The sequence below is a fragment of the Streptomyces sp. NPDC036815 genome (assembly GCF_055609205.1).
Map to the genome: position 1 here is coordinate 45,882 of NZ_JBVJPW010000021.1, position 15,253 is coordinate 61,134.

The following is a 15,253-nucleotide window of genomic DNA, read 5'->3' on the forward strand; positions in this document are numbered from 1 at the left end:
CGGTATGGGTCAGCCGGCGGTGAATGCGGTGTACTCGTCGGCGGACATCAGCTCGTCCGGCTCGCCCGAGATGCGCACCTTGAACAGCCAACCGCCCTCGAACGGGGCGGAGTTGACCAGTGAGGGGTCTTCGACGACGTCCTGGTTGGCGGCCACGATCTCGCCGGTCACCGGGGCGTAGAGGTCGCTGACCGACTTGGTCGACTCCAGCTCGCCGCAGGACTCGCCCGCGGTCACCGTGTCACCGACCGCGGGGAGCTGGGCGAAGACGACGTCACCGAGCGCGTTGGCCGCGTGCTCCGTGATGCCGACCGTCGCCACGCCGTCCTCGGTGGCCGAGAGCCACTCGTGCTCCTTGCTGTAACGCAGCTGCTGGGGGTTGCTCATGACCTGAATTCTCCTGTACGCGGGTGGGTGCTGCGGAACGGGACTGATGTGCGGGGGATCACGTCCGGGGCGCCGGCCGCCGGTCCCACCGCGGGGACAACGCTACGAGCGTCACTTCTGTCGCTTGTAGAACGGCAGGGCCACGACCTCGTACGGCTCGTGGCTGCCGCGGATGTCCACGCCCACGCCCGGGGTGCCCGGCGCCGCGTGCTCCGCGTCGACGTACGCCATCGCGATCGGCTTGCCCAGCGTCGGGGACGGGGCGCCGGAGGTGACCTCGCCGATGACCTTGCCGTCCAGGACCACGGGGAAGCCCGCGCGCGGGACGCGGCGGCCCTCGGCGATCAGGCCGACGAGCTTGCGCGGCGGGGCGGTCTCGGCACGCTCGCCGGCGGCCGCGAGGGCGGCGCGGCCCACGAAGGCCTCCGACTGCGACGTCTTCTCGAATTTGACCACCCGGCCGAGCCCGGCGTCGAACGGCGTCAGCCCGGCGGTCAGCTCGTGCCCGTACAGCGGCATGCCCGCCTCCAGGCGCAGCGTGTCGCGGCAGGAGAGGCCGGCCGGGACCAGGCCGACGGGCGTGCCCGCCTCCATCAGCGCGCCCCACAGCTTCTCCGCGTCACCGGGGGAGACGAAGAGCTCGAAGCCGTCCTCACCGGTGTAGCCCGTGCGGGCGATGAGGGCGGGGACGCCCGCGACGGTGCCGGGCAGGCCCGCGTAGTACTTCAGGTTGTCCAGGTCCGCGTCGGTCAGCGACTTCAGGATGCCGGAGGACTCCGGGCCCTGGACGGCGAGCAGGGCGTACGCGTCCCGGTCGTCGCGGACCTCGGCGTCGAAGCCGTCGGCGCGGGCGGTCAGCGCGTCGAGCACGACCTGCGCGTTGGAGGCGTTGGCGACGACCATGTACTCGGGGGCCCCGGCCGCACCGAGCCGGTAGACGATCAGGTCGTCCAGGATGCCGCCGTCCTCGGCGACGATCATCGTGTAGCGGGCGCGGCCGACGCCGACGGAGCCGATGTTGCCGACCAGCGCGAAGTTCAGGAAGTCGGCGGCCTCGGGTCCGGTGACCGTGATCTCGCCCATGTGCGACAGGTCGAAGAGGCCGGCCTTGGTGCGTACCGCGTTGTGCTCGTCGCGCTCGCTGGCGTACCGCAGCGGCATGTCCCAGCCCGCGAAATCGGTCATGGTCGCGCCGAGAGACCGATGCACGGCGTCGAGGGCGGTCAGACGGGGGGCAGTGCTCATGAAAGGAACTCCCAGGGCATGACGGGCGAGGTCGATCCTCCCCATCTGTCATCGGAACCTGAGAGGTTCGCCGGAAGTGTCTCGGTGTCCGAGACGCTCGGCTTGCACCTTGGGTGGGACCGCCGGGGCGGCCCGCTTTTCAGATGTGCCTCGCCCGCGCGGTACGGGGCCTGAGAGATTCAAGGGAGGGACTTGCTCCTTCGGCGCCCCGGGCAGCCAGCACTGGCTGGTTCCGGGGACTCTCCCGCGCGGATTCAAACGGCCGGTATGGAGTTGGCGGGCACATCATTGCACGCGACCCTGTCCGGGGGGACCCGTGACCGGCCACGGATCCCGCGGCCCGGACCCGCTTGTGCCGCATTACCTTCTCTTTACACTTGCTGGGGAAGCAGTACGTGACCGCTATGGGGAGGCCGATCACGGTGCGCAGCAGGACCAGTGTCCACGCCATGACCACCGGGGTGGCGACCGCGGCGGTGGCGCTGCCGGAGCAGCCCGCCGCCCCGGCCGCGGAGAGCTGCGGCCCGCTTCCCGTGGCCGTCGTCCGCGACCTCCGCGGACGGGCCGGCCACAGCCCGCGCCGCCTCACCTTCGGCGCGGGCGACCTGGTCGTCGTCTCCGGGCTGCCCGGCGGCGGAAAGTCGACCCTGATGCGGCAGGCCGTCACCGGGCCGCGCATCGACTCCCAGGACACCCGCGACCGCTGGGCCCGCCGCATGCCGCGCCTGCTGCCGTACGCGCTCTACCGCCCCCTGGTCCGCCTCGCGCACTACGCGGGACTGCGCCGCACCCTGCGCTCGGGGGTGAGCGTCGTCGTGCACGACTGCGGCACCCAGGCCTGGGTGCGCCACTGGCTCGCCCGCGAGGCCGCCCGGCGCGGCGCGGCCCTGCACCTGCTGCTCCTCGACGTGCCGGTGGAGACGGCGCTCCAGGGCCAGCACGAGCGCGGCCGCGGCGTCTCGCGGTACGCCTTCGCGCGCCACCGCAGGACGGTCGGCCGCCTCGTCGGCGCCGCCGAGCGCGGCGAGCTGCCGCGCGGCTGCGGCTCGGCGGTGCTCCTCGACCGGGCGGCGGCGCAGGTCCTGCGGGGGATCGCCTTCGACCGCTGAGCGCCCCGGCGTTAGGGTTCGAGCCGCAGGCAGAGCGGTCGCGAGCAGGGGTTGGACAGATGGACTTTCCGGCGCAGGCACACGCCCATCCCTACGGTGGATGGCCGGGCAACGAACTGGAGGAGGTCCTGGCGGCCTCGCTCGGCGCCCCCGCCGCGGCGGGCGGCCGGATCGTGGAGGTTCTCGGCCGCAGCCAGGTGTGGATCCCGCTGCCGAGCGGCGGCGGCCCCGACAGCGGCACCCTGGACCTGCCGACCCTGGAGATCGAGGGTCAGGCGTACGTCCCCGTCTTCAGCTCCGCACAGCAGTTCCGCCAGGCCCTGGGCGAGGCGGCGGACCGGATGGGCCACACCGTGGCGCCCGCCGTGGAGTTCGCCCGCGGCCTCCCGCCGCAGCTGGGCATCGCGCTGAACCCGGACGGCACCGTCGGCGTCCCGCTGCCGCCGCCCGCCGTCGCCGAGCTCTGCCGGGCCGGCCGCTCCGAGCTGGACGGGCCCGCCACCGGCGGCCGGGTGAAGCTGTACGAGCCGGACTGGCAGCACGACCCGGTGGACTTCCTGGCCGCCGCGGCCCGGGAGTTCGAGGCGGCCGGGGTCGTCCGCACCGCCCGCCGCTGCCTGGCCTCCGTCGAGACCGACGAGCCGACGCTCTTCGTCGGCGTCGAGCTGTCCACCTGGGACGGCAACGCCCGCGACCTCCCCATGGAGGCCCTGGGCCGCGCCCTCGGCCAGGTGCCGGCCCCGTGGCCGGTGAACCTGGTACTCCTCGACGTGGCACAGGACCCGGTGGGCGACTGGCTGCGCGCCCGGGTGCGGCCGTTCTACCACCGCGGGGCCTGAGGTGTCGTACGTCAAGTCCGGGCCCGGATCGCCGCTTAAGCTGGTTCCATGACCCGGTCGGGGCACGTCCGTGCCCGGCGACGGGTTCTCGGGTACGACGGGTTCTCGGGTAGTCGGGCACGAAGCGAAGGGGCGGTTACGGGTGAGTGCGTCGGGCACGGCCGCGGGCGATGGGGTCTCCCCTGCACGAGCTGGCTCGGGCGCCGGGGGGCAGGTCGAGCAGCTGCTGCGCCAGGTGACGCCCGGGCGCTACGACGCCTATGAGGCGCTGCTGCGCGCCCTCGCCGCCGACCAGGTGTGGATGCTGCTCTGGCACGGCCAGGCCGGCTCGCCCGACGCCCAGTACGGGAACATGGAGGTCGAGGGGATCGGCTACGCCCCCTGTGTGACCTCCGCCCAGGAGCTCTCCGCCAGTGGCTGGAACCGCAGCTACGAAGTGGTGCGCGGTCTCGACATCGCCCGCACCCTCTACCCCGACCACTACGGCCTCTGGCTGAATCCGCACGCGCCCGGCGGCGGCGTCGGCATCCCCTGGCTGGATCTGCGCCGCATGGCCTCGGGCCTGGACCTGCTGCCCGCGGGACCCCTGCGGCTCACCGAGCCGAGCATCGAGATCCCCCAGTTCTACGCGCTGCTCACGCAGAACGCGCACCGCACCCCGATGGTCCGCTCGCTGCGCCGCGCCTGGGTGCAGCCCGCGCTCGGTGCGCCCTATCTGGCCATCGGTCTCGACGTGTACGACACGTCACCGGCGTCCGTGGACGCGATCCGCACGATGATGCAGCAGTCCATTCCGGCCGTCCCGGAGGGCCTGCCCGTCTCGACGGTCGCGATGTCCGACGACTACGACCCGGTCGCGATGTGGCTGCGCGCCAACGCCCGGCCGTTCTACGACCGCGAGGCACAGGCGGCCCCGGCGCCGGCGAGCGGTTACGGCTACCCCGCGCCGTACTGAGCAGCGCCGACGGATGCGATGTCCGTTGTGATGCGGGTGGGGCCCTATGGACCCCGGTGAAGCATTGCACCCCAACTGCCCCGTGTTCGCCCCTCGTTCACTGGCGTCCGGATAACGGAACACCTCGATCAGCATCACGGTTGCGCATCCTTTCCCCGTCAAGTCTGGTAACAGATCGCGACGTGGATGAAGACTCCCGCTCCAAGGGGCCTTCGCCCCTGTGTACGACGGACTGATCACGTCGCTACAGCGGCAAGTGCGGGCCGGTCACCACCGGTTGAGAGGGGTCCCTGCCACGATGACGGCACCATTGCATGACACACCTGCGGACGCGGACCCGACCGAGGACGTCGCCCCCGCAGTTGATGCAGGGGTGAAAAAGGTCGAGGGCCGGTCCCTCAAGCAGATCGCCTGGAACCGCCTGAAGCGGGACAAGGTCGCCCTGGCGGGCGGCATCACGGTGTTGGTACTGGTGCTGGTCGCCGTCTTCGCGCCGCTGATCGTGAACCTGCTGGGTCACCCGCCCAACGACTTCAACCAGGACAAGCTCGACGAGCTGACCGGTCTGCCCAAGGGCGATCTCGGCGGCGTGAGCGGCGACTTCCTCTTCGGCGTCGAGCCGAACAAGGGCCGCGACGTCTTCAGCCGGATCGTCTTCGGCGCGCGGATCTCGCTGCTGGTCGCGTTCCTCGCGGCGATCGTGGCCGTGGCGCTCGGGACCCTCTTCGGGATCATCGCCGGCTACTTCGGCGGCTGGATCGACGCGCTCATCAGCCGCGTGATGGACGTGCTGCTCTCCTTCCCGCAGCTGCTCTTCATCATCTCGCTGGTCTCCGTGCTCCCCGACGACCTGCTCGGCCTCGAAGGCACCAGCGTGCGCGTCGCGATCCTCGTCATGGTCATCGGCTTCTTCGGCTGGCCGTACGTCGGACGGATCGTCAGGGGCCAGACGCTTTCGCTCCGTGAGCGCGAGTACGTCGAGGCGGCCCGCAGCCTCGGCGGCGGCAAGCGCCACATCCTCTTCCGTGAACTGCTGCCCAACCTGGTCGCCCCCATCACCGTCTACGCGACGCTGATGATCCCGACCAACATCCTCACGGAGGCGGCCCTCAGCTTCCTCGGCGCCGGCGTCAAGCCGCCGACGGCCTCGTGGGGCGGCATGCTGCGCGACGCGCTCAAGACGTACGAGCACGACCCGATGTTCATGGTCTTCCCGGGCGTCACGATCTTCATCACCGTCCTGGCCTTCAACCTCTTCGGCGACGGGCTGCGCGACGCGCTCGACCCGAAGGGGACGCGCTAGAAGGTCCCAACTGGCTTGCCCCTGCCGCATGTCAGGTGGCTTTAACCATGGTTCTCCGGCAGCTCAAGGCCAGGGACCGCGAATCTCGGAGGTTACGAGAAAATGCCCACAGTTTCCTCGAAACGACGGCTCACCAGTGGTGCGGCCCTCGTCGTCGCGGCACTGGTGACCACCACGGCGTGCGGCGGCGGTGACGGTGACGACAGCGACTCCAAGGGTGCCGGTTACAACGCGGCGCTGAACAAGGTCGCCAACCCTTCCAAGAAGAAGGGAGGCACGCTGAAGATGGTCGGCAAGCAGGACCTGGACTCCGCCGACCCGCAGCGCGCCTACTACGGCATGACGTGGGACTTCATGCGCTTCTACACCCGGCAGCTGGTGACCTACGACACCAAGCCGGGCAAGGCGGGCACGAAGCTGGTCCCCGACCTCGCCACGTCCACGGCGAAGATCTCGGACGACGGCAAGACCTACACGTACAAGCTGCGTTCCGGCCTGACGTGGGAGGACGGCTCCAAGCTGACCTCCAAGGACATCAAGTACGGCATCGAGCGCACCTGGGCGACGGACACCATCACCGGTGGTCCGGGCTACATCCGCCAGACGCTCGACCCCAAGGGCAAGTACAAGGGCCCCTACAAGGACAAGGGCGGCCTCGACGCGATCGAGACCCCCGACGACCAGACGATCATCTTCAAACTGCCCAAGCGCAACGGTGACTTCGAGCAGTTCCTGGCCATGCCCACCGGCTCGCCGGTGAAGGAGGCCAAGGACACCAAGGCCAAGTACACCCAGCGGCCGTTCTCGGCGGGCCCGTACAAGTTCCAGCAGTACAAGTCGAACAAGAAGATCGTGCTGGTCCGCAACGACAAGTGGAAGAAGTCCTCGGACCCGATCCGCGCGGCCCTGCCCGACAAGATCGACGTGACGATCTCCGCCAACCAGGAGGAGAACGACAAGAAGTTGATGGAGGGCGACTTCGACGTCGACCTCAACGGCACGGGCATGACCCAGTCCGGCCGCGTCAGCGCCGTCACGGACCACCGCGGCAACGTCGACAACATGCACACGTCCTTCGTGCGCTACGTCGCGCTGATCCACAACGCCAAGCCCTTCGACAACGTGCACTGCCGCAAGGCCGTGTTCTACGCGACGGACTTCGCGAGCATCCAGCAGACCCGCGGCGGCAAGGTCGCGGCCGGTGACATCGCCAACAGCACCTTCCCCGTGGCGATCCCCGGCTACAGCAAGTACGACCCGTACGGCGTCCTCGCGCGCAAGGGCAAGCCGGACGCCGCCAAGGCCAAGGACGAGCTGAAGCAGTGCGACAAGCCGGGCGGCTTCACCACCAAGCTCACCGCCCGCAGCAACAACCCGGGTGAGGTCGACGCCGCCGAGGCGCTGCAGCAGTCGCTAGGCAAGGTCGGCATCAAGGTCCAGGTCGACTCGCTCGACGGCGCCGACACCTCCAGCATCACCGGCTCGCCGTCCGTCGTGAAGAAGCGCGGCTACGGCATGACGATGAGCGGCTGGGGCCCGGACTTCCCCTCCGGCCAGGGCTACGCGCAGCCGCTGTTCGACAGCCGCTTCCTGAACCCGACCGGTAACTACAACGAGTCGCAGATCAAGGACAAGAAGGTCGACGCGCTCTTCGACAAGGCGATCGCGGAGACCGACCCGGCCAAGGCCGGCGAGGTCTACAAGGAACTCGACAAGAAGATCCTCGACCAGGCCGACTGGATGCCCTTCCTCTACGAGAAGAACATCACCTGGCGCGGGTCGCGGCTGACCAACGCCTACATGTCCGACGGCTACAACGGCCGTTACGACTACGCCTCGCTCGGCGTCCTCAAGTAATTCCCGCAAGGGAAAACGTAGTTGCTCGTTCCACCGCCGCCGAATCCCGCCAGTCCGAAGGGCAGGTGATGGCCCCGGGCGATGGCCGGAGCTCCTCACAAGGGGGCTCCGGCCACCGCCGGGCCGCGCACAGTGCTTGCTTATCTCATCCGGCGCCTGATCGCCGTAATCATCATGGTGCTGGTCGTACTGCTCGCGACCTTCACCGTCTTCTTCATGCTGCCCAAGTGGGCGGGACAGGACATCGCCGTCCTCTTCGCCGGCAAGGCCACCGGAGCCGAGCAGATCGAAGGCATCCGGACCAAACTGGGACTCGACGACCCGCTGCTCGTCCAGTTCTGGGAGTTCATCAAGGGCATCCCGATGGGGCGCGACTACGTCAACGGCAGTGACGTCACGCACTGCCCCGCGCCCTGCTTCGGCTACTCCTTCCGCACCGAGGCGCCCGTCTGGGAGACCCTCAAGGACGCGCTGCCCGTCACCGGCGCGCTCGCCGCGGGCGCCTGCGTCCTGTGGCTCGCCGCGGGTGTCGCCACCGGTGTGGTCTCCGCCCTCAAGCGGGGTTCCATCTGGGACCGCTCCGCGATGACCGTCGCCCTCGGCGGCGTCTCGCTCCCCGTCTTCTTCACCGGCATGATCGCGATGGGCATCTTCGTCCACAACCTCGGCTGGGTGAAGATCGCGGACAGCCTCAGCACCGACGACTCGGCCGGCGTCTGGCTCCAGACGCTGATCCTGCCGTGGATCGTCCTCGCCTTCCTCAACGCCGCGATGTACGCCCGCCTCACCAGAGCCACCATGCTCGAAGTGCTCGGCGAGGACTACATCCGCACCGCGCGCGCCAAGGGCCTCGGCGAGGCCACCGTCATCCGCAAGCACGCGCTGCGCTCCGCGATGACGCCGATCCTCACCGTCTTCGGACTCGACCTCGGTGTCCTGATGGGCGGCGCCGTGCTCACCGAGTCCACGTTCAACCTGCCGGGGCTCGGCCTCGAAGCGGTCAGGGCCATCAGCAGCAAGGACCTGCCCGTCATTCTCGGCGTGACCCTGTGCGCGGCGCTCGCGATCGCCGTGGCCAACCTCGTCGTCGACCTCCTGTACGCCGTCATCGACCCGCGAGTGAGGCTGGGATGACCGAACTGTCCAAGAGCGGAGCAGCGGTGGGCGAGCCCGTCGCCGACTCGCCCGCTCCCTCCGCCTTCCTCGAGGTGCGCGACCTCAAGGTGCACTTCCCGACCGACGACGGCGTGGTCAAGTCCGTCGACGGGCTCAGCTTCCAGCTGGAGAAGGGCAAGACCCTCGGCATCGTGGGCGAGTCCGGCTCCGGCAAGTCGGTCACCTCGCTCGGCATCCTCGGCCTGCACACCGCGGGCCAGTACGGCGCCCGCCGGGCGCAGATCTCCGGCGAGATCTGGCTGGACGGCAAGGAGCTGCTGTCCGCCGATCCCAACGAGGTGCGCAAGCTGCGCGGCCGCGAGATGGCGATGATCTTCCAGGATCCGCTCTCCGCGCTGCACCCGTACTACTCCATCGGCAAGCAGATCACCGAGGCGTACCGGGTCCACAACGACGTCGACAAGAAGACGGCCCGCAAGCGCGCCATCGACATGCTCGACCGGGTCGGCATCCCGCAGCCCGACAAGCGCGTGGACTCCTACCCGCACGAGTTCTCCGGCGGCATGCGCCAGCGCGCGATGATCGCGATGGCCCTGGTGAACAACCCCGAGCTGCTCATCGCGGACGAGCCGACGACCGCCCTCGACGTGACCGTCCAGGCGCAGATCCTCGACCTCATCCGGGACCTGCAGAAGGAGTTCGGCTCCGCCGTCATCATGATCACGCACGACCTGGGCGTGGTCGCCGAGATGGCGGACGAGCTGCTGGTCATGTACGGCGGCCGGTGCGTCGAGCGCGGCACCGCCGAGAAGGTCTTCTACGAACCCCAGCACCCCTACACCTGGGGCCTGCTCGGCTCGATGCCGCGCATCGACCGCGAGGAGACCGAGCGGCTCATCCCGGTCAAGGGCTCCCCGCCCAGCCTGATCAACCTGCCGAGCGGCTGCGCCTTCAACCCGCGCTGCCCCTACGCGGACATCCCCAAGGATCAGATCACCCGCAGCGAGCGTCCCGAGCTGCGCCTGGTGAGCGACGGGCACTACTCCGCCTGCCACATGTCGCAGGACGAGCGCACCCGGATCTGGACCGAAGAGATTGCGCCGAAGCTGTGAACGATGCCGCGAAGGACCAGAAGAACCCCCAAGGCACTGCGAAGGGCCAGGAGATGACGATCCCGGCGCAGCCGAAGAGCTCGCCCGAGCCGCTGCTCAAGGTCGACGGCCTGGTGAAGCACTTCCCCATCAAGAAGGGGCTGCTCCAGCGCCAGGTGGCGGCCGTGCAGGCGGTCGACGGGCTCTCCTTCGACGTACGTCCCGGTGAGACGCTCGGCGTGGTCGGCGAGTCCGGCTGCGGCAAGTCGACGATGGGCCGGCTGATCACGCGGCTGCTCGAACCGACCAGCGGCCGCGTCGAGTTCGAGGGCACGGACATCACGCACCTGAACACCGGCCGGATGCGTCCGCTCCGCCGGGACGTCCAGATGATCTTCCAGGACCCGTACTCGTCGCTGAACCCCCGGCACACCATCGGCACGATCGTCGGCGCGCCCTTCAAGCTCCAGGGCGTCAAGCCCGAGGGCGGCCTGAAGAAGACCGTGCAGGACATGCTGGAGCGCGTCGGGCTCAACCCCGAGCATTACAACCGCTATCCGCACGAGTTCTCCGGCGGTCAGCGCCAGCGCATCGGCATCGCGCGGGCGCTGGCGCTGCGCCCGAAGCTCGTGGTGGCGGACGAGCCGGTCTCGGCCCTCGACGTCTCCATCCAGGCCCAGGTGGTCAACCTCCTGGACGACCTCCAGGACGAGCTCGGCCTCACGTACGTGATCATCGCGCACGACCTGTCGGTCATCCGGCACGTCTCGGACCGCATCGCGGTGATGTACCTCGGCAAGATCGTGGAGCTGGCGGACCGCAAGGACCTCTACTCCACGCCGATGCACCCGTACACCAAGGCGCTGCTCTCCGCGGTGCCGGTGCCGGACCCGAGGCGGCGCGGGACCAAGAGCGAGCGCATCCTGCTGCGGGGTGACGTCCCCTCGCCGATCGACCCGCCCAGCGGCTGCCGCTTCCACACGCGGTGCTGGAAGGCGACGGAGATCTGCGCGACCAAGGAGCCGCCGCTGACGGCGCTCGCCACGGGTCACCAGGTGGCGTGCCACCACCCGGAGAACGCCGACGACCAGGCGCCCGGGGACACCAAGCTGCTCGCGGTCGCCAAGGAGGCGATCGAGGTGGTGACGGTGGTGCCGAAGGCGGAGGAGACCACTGCGCAGGCGTCCGCGGAACCGGAGCCTGCGGTTTCCGAGGGCGACGCGACGAAGGACGAGGGTCAGAAGTCGACTGAGTCATAAGGCAAGTTGACCCGGACGAAGTACGCGTCCTGGGTCATGTACATGCCCTGGCGGGAGAGTGCAGAGTCTGCGTGTCCGTCTCCTCGGACACCCCATCGGAACGCGTTCGAAGGGAAGACTCATGGCACTCTCCCGTTCGGCACGTCTGGGAGCGCTCGCGACCGCGGCGCTCTCCTTCTGTCTGATCGCCGCGGCCCCCGCGCCCCACCCCGGCTCCGACGGCGTCGGCGACCCGTACTTCCCCCAGCTCGGCAACGGCGGCTTCGACGTACGCCATTACGGTCTCGACGTCGCCTACAACCCCGACACCGACCGCCTCGACGGCCGCACCACGATCACCGCGCGCGCCACCGAGAACCTGTCGTCCTTCGACCTCGACCTGCAGAAACTCGACGTCACCCGGATCGACGTGAACGGCAGACGCGCCCGGTTCACGCGCACCGGCGACGAAATCCGCATCACGCCGCGCGAGGCCCTGCGGAAGAACAAGAGCTTCACGGTGACGGTCACCTACGGCGGCGTGCCCGAGGCGCTCAGCGGCCCCATCGTCTTCGGCTCCGACTACGGCTGGATGAAGACGGGCGACGGCGTCTTCGTGGCCTGCGAGCCCAACGCCGCCTCCACCTGGTTCCCCTCCAGCGACCACCCCTCCGACAAGGCCGCCTTCGACATCCGCATCAAGGCGCCCAGGGGCCTCACCTCCGTCTCCAACGGCCGCCTGGTGGGGACGTACGACAAGGGCGGCCAGCGCGTCGCCCACTGGCGCTCGGCCAAGCCCATGGCGACCTACCTCGCGACCGCCACCATCGGGAAGTTCGACGTGCGCACCGGGAAGACCCCGGGCGGCACGCCGATCTACGTGGCGATCGACCCGACGCTCCCGACGGGCAACGTCGACGTGTACGGCATCACGGCCGAGGTCACCGACCACTGGTCCGAGGTGTTCGGTCCGTACCCCTTCGAGGAGACCGGCGCGATCGTCGACGACATGCCGCAGGCGGGCTTCTCCCTGGAGACCCAGACCAAGCCGGTCTACTCGGCGGTACGCAGCGAGTCGACCATCGCGCACGAGCTGGCCCACCAGTGGTTCGGCGACTCCGTCTCGGTCGGCAAGTGGAAGGACATCTGGCTCAACGAGGGCTTCGCGACCTACTCGCAGTGGCTGTGGTCCGAGCACAAGAAGACCCAGTCCGCCCACGACGCCTTCCGCGCCGCCCATGCCTCGCGTCCGGCCGACTCCGCCTTCTGGCAGATCACCGTCGGCGACCCGCAGCGCGACACGATGTTCGCCTCGGCCGTCTACCAGCGCGGCGCGATGACGCTCCAGGTCCTGCGGGAGCGCATCGGCGACAAGGACTTCTTCAAGCTCCTGAAGACCTGGGTGCGCCAGCACCGCTACGGCAACGCGAGCACCGCCGAATTCATCGCCCTCGCCGAGAAGATATCCGGCGAGCAGCTCGACGGCCTCTTCACCACCTGGCTCTTCACGAAGGGGAAGCCGGCGCTTCCGTAACGCCGGTGGAGTCGGTGAGGGCGGCTGCGGGCCCGGGCCGCGCGCGGGTAAGAATGGCGCGTGCTCCTGGATCTGTTCACCCCCTCCGTCCAGCACTCGCTCGACATCGTGGGGATCTTCGTCTTCGCGATCTCCGGCGCGCTGCTCGCCGTGCGCAAGAACTTCGACGTCTTCGGCATCGCCGTGCTCGCCGAGGTCACCGCGCTGGGCGGAGGGCTCTTCCGCGACCTGGTGATCGGGGCGGTGCCGCCGGCCGCCTTCACCGACCTCGGCTACTTCATCACCCCGCTGTTCGCGGCCGCGCTGGTCTTCTTCCTCCACCCGGAGGTGGAGCGCACCCAGCTCGCGGTGAACGTCTTCGACGCGATGGGGCTCGGGCTCTTCTGCGTCTCGGGCACGACCAAGGCGTACGACTACGGCCTCGGCCTCACCGCGTCGGCCGCCCTCGGCCTGATGACCGCGGTGGGCGGCGGCGTGCTCCGCGACATCGTCGCCAACGAAGTGCCTTCGCTGGTCCGCTGGGACCGTGACCTGTACGCCGTGCCCGCCATCGTGGGCGCGGCGATGGTCGCCCTGTGCATCCGCTTCGAGGAACTGACGGCCTTCACCAGCGGCCTCGCCGTGGTGACGACGTTCGTGCTGCGCTTGATGGCGCTGCACTACCACTGGCGGGCACCGCGGGCCTGGCACCGCCGCTCCACGGCGGTGGAGGCCGAGGTGAAGGAGACGCCCTAGGGGGCGGCAGGGGTGACAGAGGGGGAAACAGAAAAGCTACCGCTCAGTAGTTTCCTGTTGTACGTTGCTGGCATGGAAACGGCAGCAACGGCGGCATCGACGGAAGCGGCGGCCGCGCGCATCGGCGACAGCGAGTTCGACCGCGACACCGCGGTCACCCGGCGCGAGCCCGGCGTCTACGACACGGAGCTCTCCGCCGGGTGGACGATCATCAGCGCCGTCAACGGCGGCTATCTCCTCGCCGTCCTCGGCCGCGCCCTCGCGGACGCCCTCCCGCACGCCGACCCCTTCACCGTGTCCGCGCACTACCTCACCGCCTCGGCCCCCGGCCCCGCCGTGATCCGCACGGACGTGGTGCGTGCGGGGCGCTCGCTCTCCACCGGCCAGGCCTCCCTGTTCCAGTACGACGAGGAGGGCCGCGAGGTCGAGCGGATCCGCGTCCTCGCCTCGTACGGTGACCTCGACGCGCTGCCCGACGACGTCCGCACCACGGCCGCGCCGCCCGCCCTCCCGCCGCTCGACCAGTGCTTCGGCGCGCAGGACGCTCCCGACCACCGCCCCGTGCCCGGCAGTTCGGCCATCGCCGACCGGCTCTTCCTCAAGCTCGACCCCGCCACGCTCGGCTGGGCGCTCGGGCAGCCGTCCGGCAAGGGGGAGATGCGGGGCTGGTTCGGCCTCGCGGACGGCCGCGACGCGGACCCGCTGTCCCTGCTGCTCGCCGTCGACGCGCTGCCGCCGACCGCCTTCGAGATGGGCCTCACCGGCTGGGTCCCGACCGTGGAGCTGACGGTCCACGTCCGCCACCGCCCGGCGCCGGGACCGCTGCGCGTCTCGATCACCACGCGCAACCTCGCGGGCGGCTTCCTGGAGGAGGACGCAGAGGTCTGGGACAGCGAGGACCGCCTGGTGGCCCAGTCGCGCCAGCTGGCTCGGGTGCGGCTGGGTTAGCCGGCGCGGAGGAAACGGGCCAGCTCGCCGGTGAGTTCGGCGGGCGCGTCCTCCTGCACGAGGTGTCCGGCGCCCTCGATGAGGCGCAGCTCGGCGCCGGGAACGAGGCTCGCGAGCTCCTTGCCCCTGGCCACCGGGATCCAGGGGTCGTCCGTGCCCCAGCAGATCAGCACGGGCAGCTCCAGTTCGCCGTACCTGCCCTGGATCTCGTCGGTGAACCGCTGGTCGTTCTGGGCGATCTGCCGGTAGAAGGCTGCCTGGCCCACCTCCGTGCACCAGGGCTCCGCGAGACGGTCCAGCACGGTCGGATGCAGCCCGCGCGGGCTCGTCGACGCGATGTACTCGCGGATCATGGCCCGGTGCAGCGCGGGCGGCAGCTGAGTGAAGACATCGGCGTTCTCGCCGAGCAGCCGGTAGGACGCGGAGCCCCAGGGGGCGAGGGCCACCGGGTCGACGAGGGCGAGGCGTTCGTACGCGGCGCCGTGCAGCAGCCGCGCCCGCAGTGCGACGCAGCCGCCGAAGTCGTGGGCCACGACGGCGGGCCGGTCCAGGCCCCAGTGGGCGAGGAGTTCGGCGAAGACCCGGCCCTGCGCGGCGAGCGACACGTCCTGCCCGGCCCGCATCTCCGAGGCGCCGTACCCGGGCAAGTCCCATACGTGGACGCGGTGTTCGACGGCGAGTGTGCGGGCGACGGCCCGCCAGACGTACGACGAGAACGGCGTGCCGTGGACGAGGACGACGGGCGGGGCGTCGGCCGGGCCGAGGGCGGCCCAGCGCACGGTGCCGGTGGGACCGGCGAAGGTCCGGTCGAGGTCCCAGGGGTCGCTTGCGCGTGCAGCCGTCATGACCGTAAGGCTAGTAGCTCCTTACGGTTACGTCGAGTGTCCGGGGCGGGG

Annotated in this window: 14 protein-coding genes and 2 riboswitches; of the genes, 11 read left to right on the forward strand and 3 right to left on the reverse strand. The window is 70.0% G+C overall.

Annotation, left to right across the window (positions count from 1 at the left end; translation table 11 throughout):
• Positions 1-9: 9 nt before the first annotated feature.
• Complete coding sequence (gene gcvH / locus ACZ69I_RS31330) at positions 10-387, reverse strand: glycine cleavage system protein GcvH (protein WP_467671565.1); 378 nt, start codon at positions 385-387, stop codon at positions 10-12.
• A 111-nt stretch (positions 388-498) separates the two neighbouring features.
• A complete protein-coding gene (gcvT, locus tag ACZ69I_RS31335) occupies positions 499-1,632 on the reverse strand; it encodes a glycine cleavage system aminomethyltransferase GcvT (RefSeq protein ID WP_470835960.1) in 1,134 nt (377 codons plus the stop codon).
• Positions 1,633-1,667: 35 nt separating this feature from the next.
• Positions 1,668-1,781: riboswitch (glycine riboswitch) on the reverse strand.
• A riboswitch (glycine riboswitch) is annotated at positions 1,782-1,889 on the reverse strand.
• Positions 1,890-2,081: 192 nt separating this feature from the next.
• Between gcvT and ACZ69I_RS31340 the strand changes: the two genes are divergently transcribed.
• The 11 genes from ACZ69I_RS31340 (at position 2,082) to ACZ69I_RS31390 (ending at position 14,357) form a co-directional block, all read left to right on the forward strand.
• Positions 2,082-2,741: an AAA family ATPase gene (locus ACZ69I_RS31340; protein WP_470835961.1), complete on the forward strand. Its 660-nt coding sequence runs from the start codon at positions 2,082-2,084 to the stop codon at positions 2,739-2,741.
• A gap of 59 nt (positions 2,742-2,800) precedes the next feature.
• Positions 2,801-3,580 (forward strand): enhanced serine sensitivity protein SseB, encoded by a 780-nt coding sequence (locus ACZ69I_RS31345; protein ID WP_470835962.1) that lies wholly within the window; start codon positions 2,801-2,803, stop codon positions 3,578-3,580.
• Positions 3,581-3,722: 142 nt separating this feature from the next.
• On the forward strand, positions 3,723-4,535 hold the full coding sequence (locus tag ACZ69I_RS31350) for an enhanced serine sensitivity protein SseB C-terminal domain-containing protein (protein ID WP_467671573.1): 813 nt from the start codon (positions 3,723-3,725) through the stop codon (positions 4,533-4,535).
• A gap of 298 nt (positions 4,536-4,833) precedes the next feature.
• Entirely contained in the window at positions 4,834-5,838 is a 1,005-nt protein-coding gene (locus tag ACZ69I_RS31355; RefSeq protein ID WP_467671575.1) for an ABC transporter permease, read from the forward strand.
• A 102-nt stretch (positions 5,839-5,940) separates the two neighbouring features.
• A complete protein-coding gene (locus tag ACZ69I_RS31360; protein WP_470835963.1) occupies positions 5,941-7,695 on the forward strand; it encodes an ABC transporter substrate-binding protein in 1,755 nt (584 codons plus the stop codon).
• Positions 7,696-7,827: 132 nt separating this feature from the next.
• A complete protein-coding gene (locus ACZ69I_RS31365; protein WP_467672041.1) occupies positions 7,828-8,829 on the forward strand; it encodes an ABC transporter permease in 1,002 nt (333 codons plus the stop codon).
• The gene (locus ACZ69I_RS31370) at positions 8,826-9,923 is read left to right on the forward strand and encodes an ABC transporter ATP-binding protein (RefSeq protein WP_467671579.1); all 1,098 of its coding nucleotides are present in this window, start codon (positions 8,826-8,828) and stop codon (positions 9,921-9,923) included. The genes ACZ69I_RS31365 and ACZ69I_RS31370 overlap by 4 nt, the downstream gene beginning before the upstream one ends.
• 53 nt (positions 9,924-9,976) lie before the next feature.
• Positions 9,977-11,161: an ABC transporter ATP-binding protein gene (locus ACZ69I_RS31375; protein WP_470836036.1), complete on the forward strand. Its 1,185-nt coding sequence runs from the start codon at positions 9,977-9,979 to the stop codon at positions 11,159-11,161.
• 121 nt (positions 11,162-11,282) lie between these two features.
• Positions 11,283-12,674: a M1 family metallopeptidase gene (locus ACZ69I_RS31380; RefSeq protein WP_470835965.1), complete on the forward strand. Its 1,392-nt coding sequence runs from the start codon at positions 11,283-11,285 to the stop codon at positions 12,672-12,674.
• A gap of 60 nt (positions 12,675-12,734) precedes the next feature.
• A complete protein-coding gene (locus tag ACZ69I_RS31385; RefSeq protein ID WP_467671583.1) occupies positions 12,735-13,409 on the forward strand; it encodes a trimeric intracellular cation channel family protein in 675 nt (224 codons plus the stop codon).
• Positions 13,410-13,481: 72 nt separating this feature from the next.
• Positions 13,482-14,357: a thioesterase family protein gene (locus ACZ69I_RS31390; RefSeq protein ID WP_467671585.1), complete on the forward strand. Its 876-nt coding sequence runs from the start codon at positions 13,482-13,484 to the stop codon at positions 14,355-14,357.
• On the opposite strand, the gene ACZ69I_RS31395 is transcribed toward ACZ69I_RS31390, so the two are convergent.
• Entirely contained in the window at positions 14,354-15,202 is an 849-nt protein-coding gene (locus tag ACZ69I_RS31395) for an alpha/beta fold hydrolase (RefSeq protein WP_467671587.1), read from the reverse strand. The genes ACZ69I_RS31390 and ACZ69I_RS31395 overlap by 4 nt on opposite strands.
• Positions 15,203-15,253: the final 51 nt, after the last annotated feature.

What these genes read in the sequence shown, in the direction of transcription:
- gcvH (WP_467671565.1), bottom strand. Translation starts at nt 387, where the DNA reads ATGAGCAACCCCCAGCAGCTGCGTTACAGCAAGGAGCACGAGTGGCTC.
- ACZ69I_RS31390 (WP_467671585.1), top strand. Translation starts at nt 13,482, where the DNA reads ATGGAAACGGCAGCAACGGCGGCATCGACGGAAGCGGCGGCCGCGCGC.
- ACZ69I_RS31375 (WP_470836036.1), top strand. Translation starts at nt 9,977, where the DNA reads ATGACGATCCCGGCGCAGCCGAAGAGCTCGCCCGAGCCGCTGCTCAAG.
- ACZ69I_RS31360 (WP_470835963.1), top strand. Translation starts at nt 5,941, where the DNA reads ATGCCCACAGTTTCCTCGAAACGACGGCTCACCAGTGGTGCGGCCCTC.
- ACZ69I_RS31340 (WP_470835961.1), top strand. Translation starts at nt 2,082, where the DNA reads ATGACCACCGGGGTGGCGACCGCGGCGGTGGCGCTGCCGGAGCAGCCC.
- ACZ69I_RS31395 (WP_467671587.1), bottom strand. Translation starts at nt 15,202, where the DNA reads ATGACGGCTGCACGCGCAAGCGACCCCTGGGACCTCGACCGGACCTTC.
- gcvT (WP_470835960.1), bottom strand. Translation starts at nt 1,632, where the DNA reads ATGAGCACTGCCCCCCGTCTGACCGCCCTCGACGCCGTGCATCGGTCT.
- ACZ69I_RS31380 (WP_470835965.1), top strand. Translation starts at nt 11,283, where the DNA reads ATGGCACTCTCCCGTTCGGCACGTCTGGGAGCGCTCGCGACCGCGGCG.
- ACZ69I_RS31355 (WP_467671575.1), top strand. Translation starts at nt 4,834, where the DNA reads ATGACGGCACCATTGCATGACACACCTGCGGACGCGGACCCGACCGAG.
- ACZ69I_RS31370 (WP_467671579.1), top strand. Translation starts at nt 8,826, where the DNA reads ATGACCGAACTGTCCAAGAGCGGAGCAGCGGTGGGCGAGCCCGTCGCC.
- ACZ69I_RS31345 (WP_470835962.1), top strand. Translation starts at nt 2,801, where the DNA reads ATGGACTTTCCGGCGCAGGCACACGCCCATCCCTACGGTGGATGGCCG.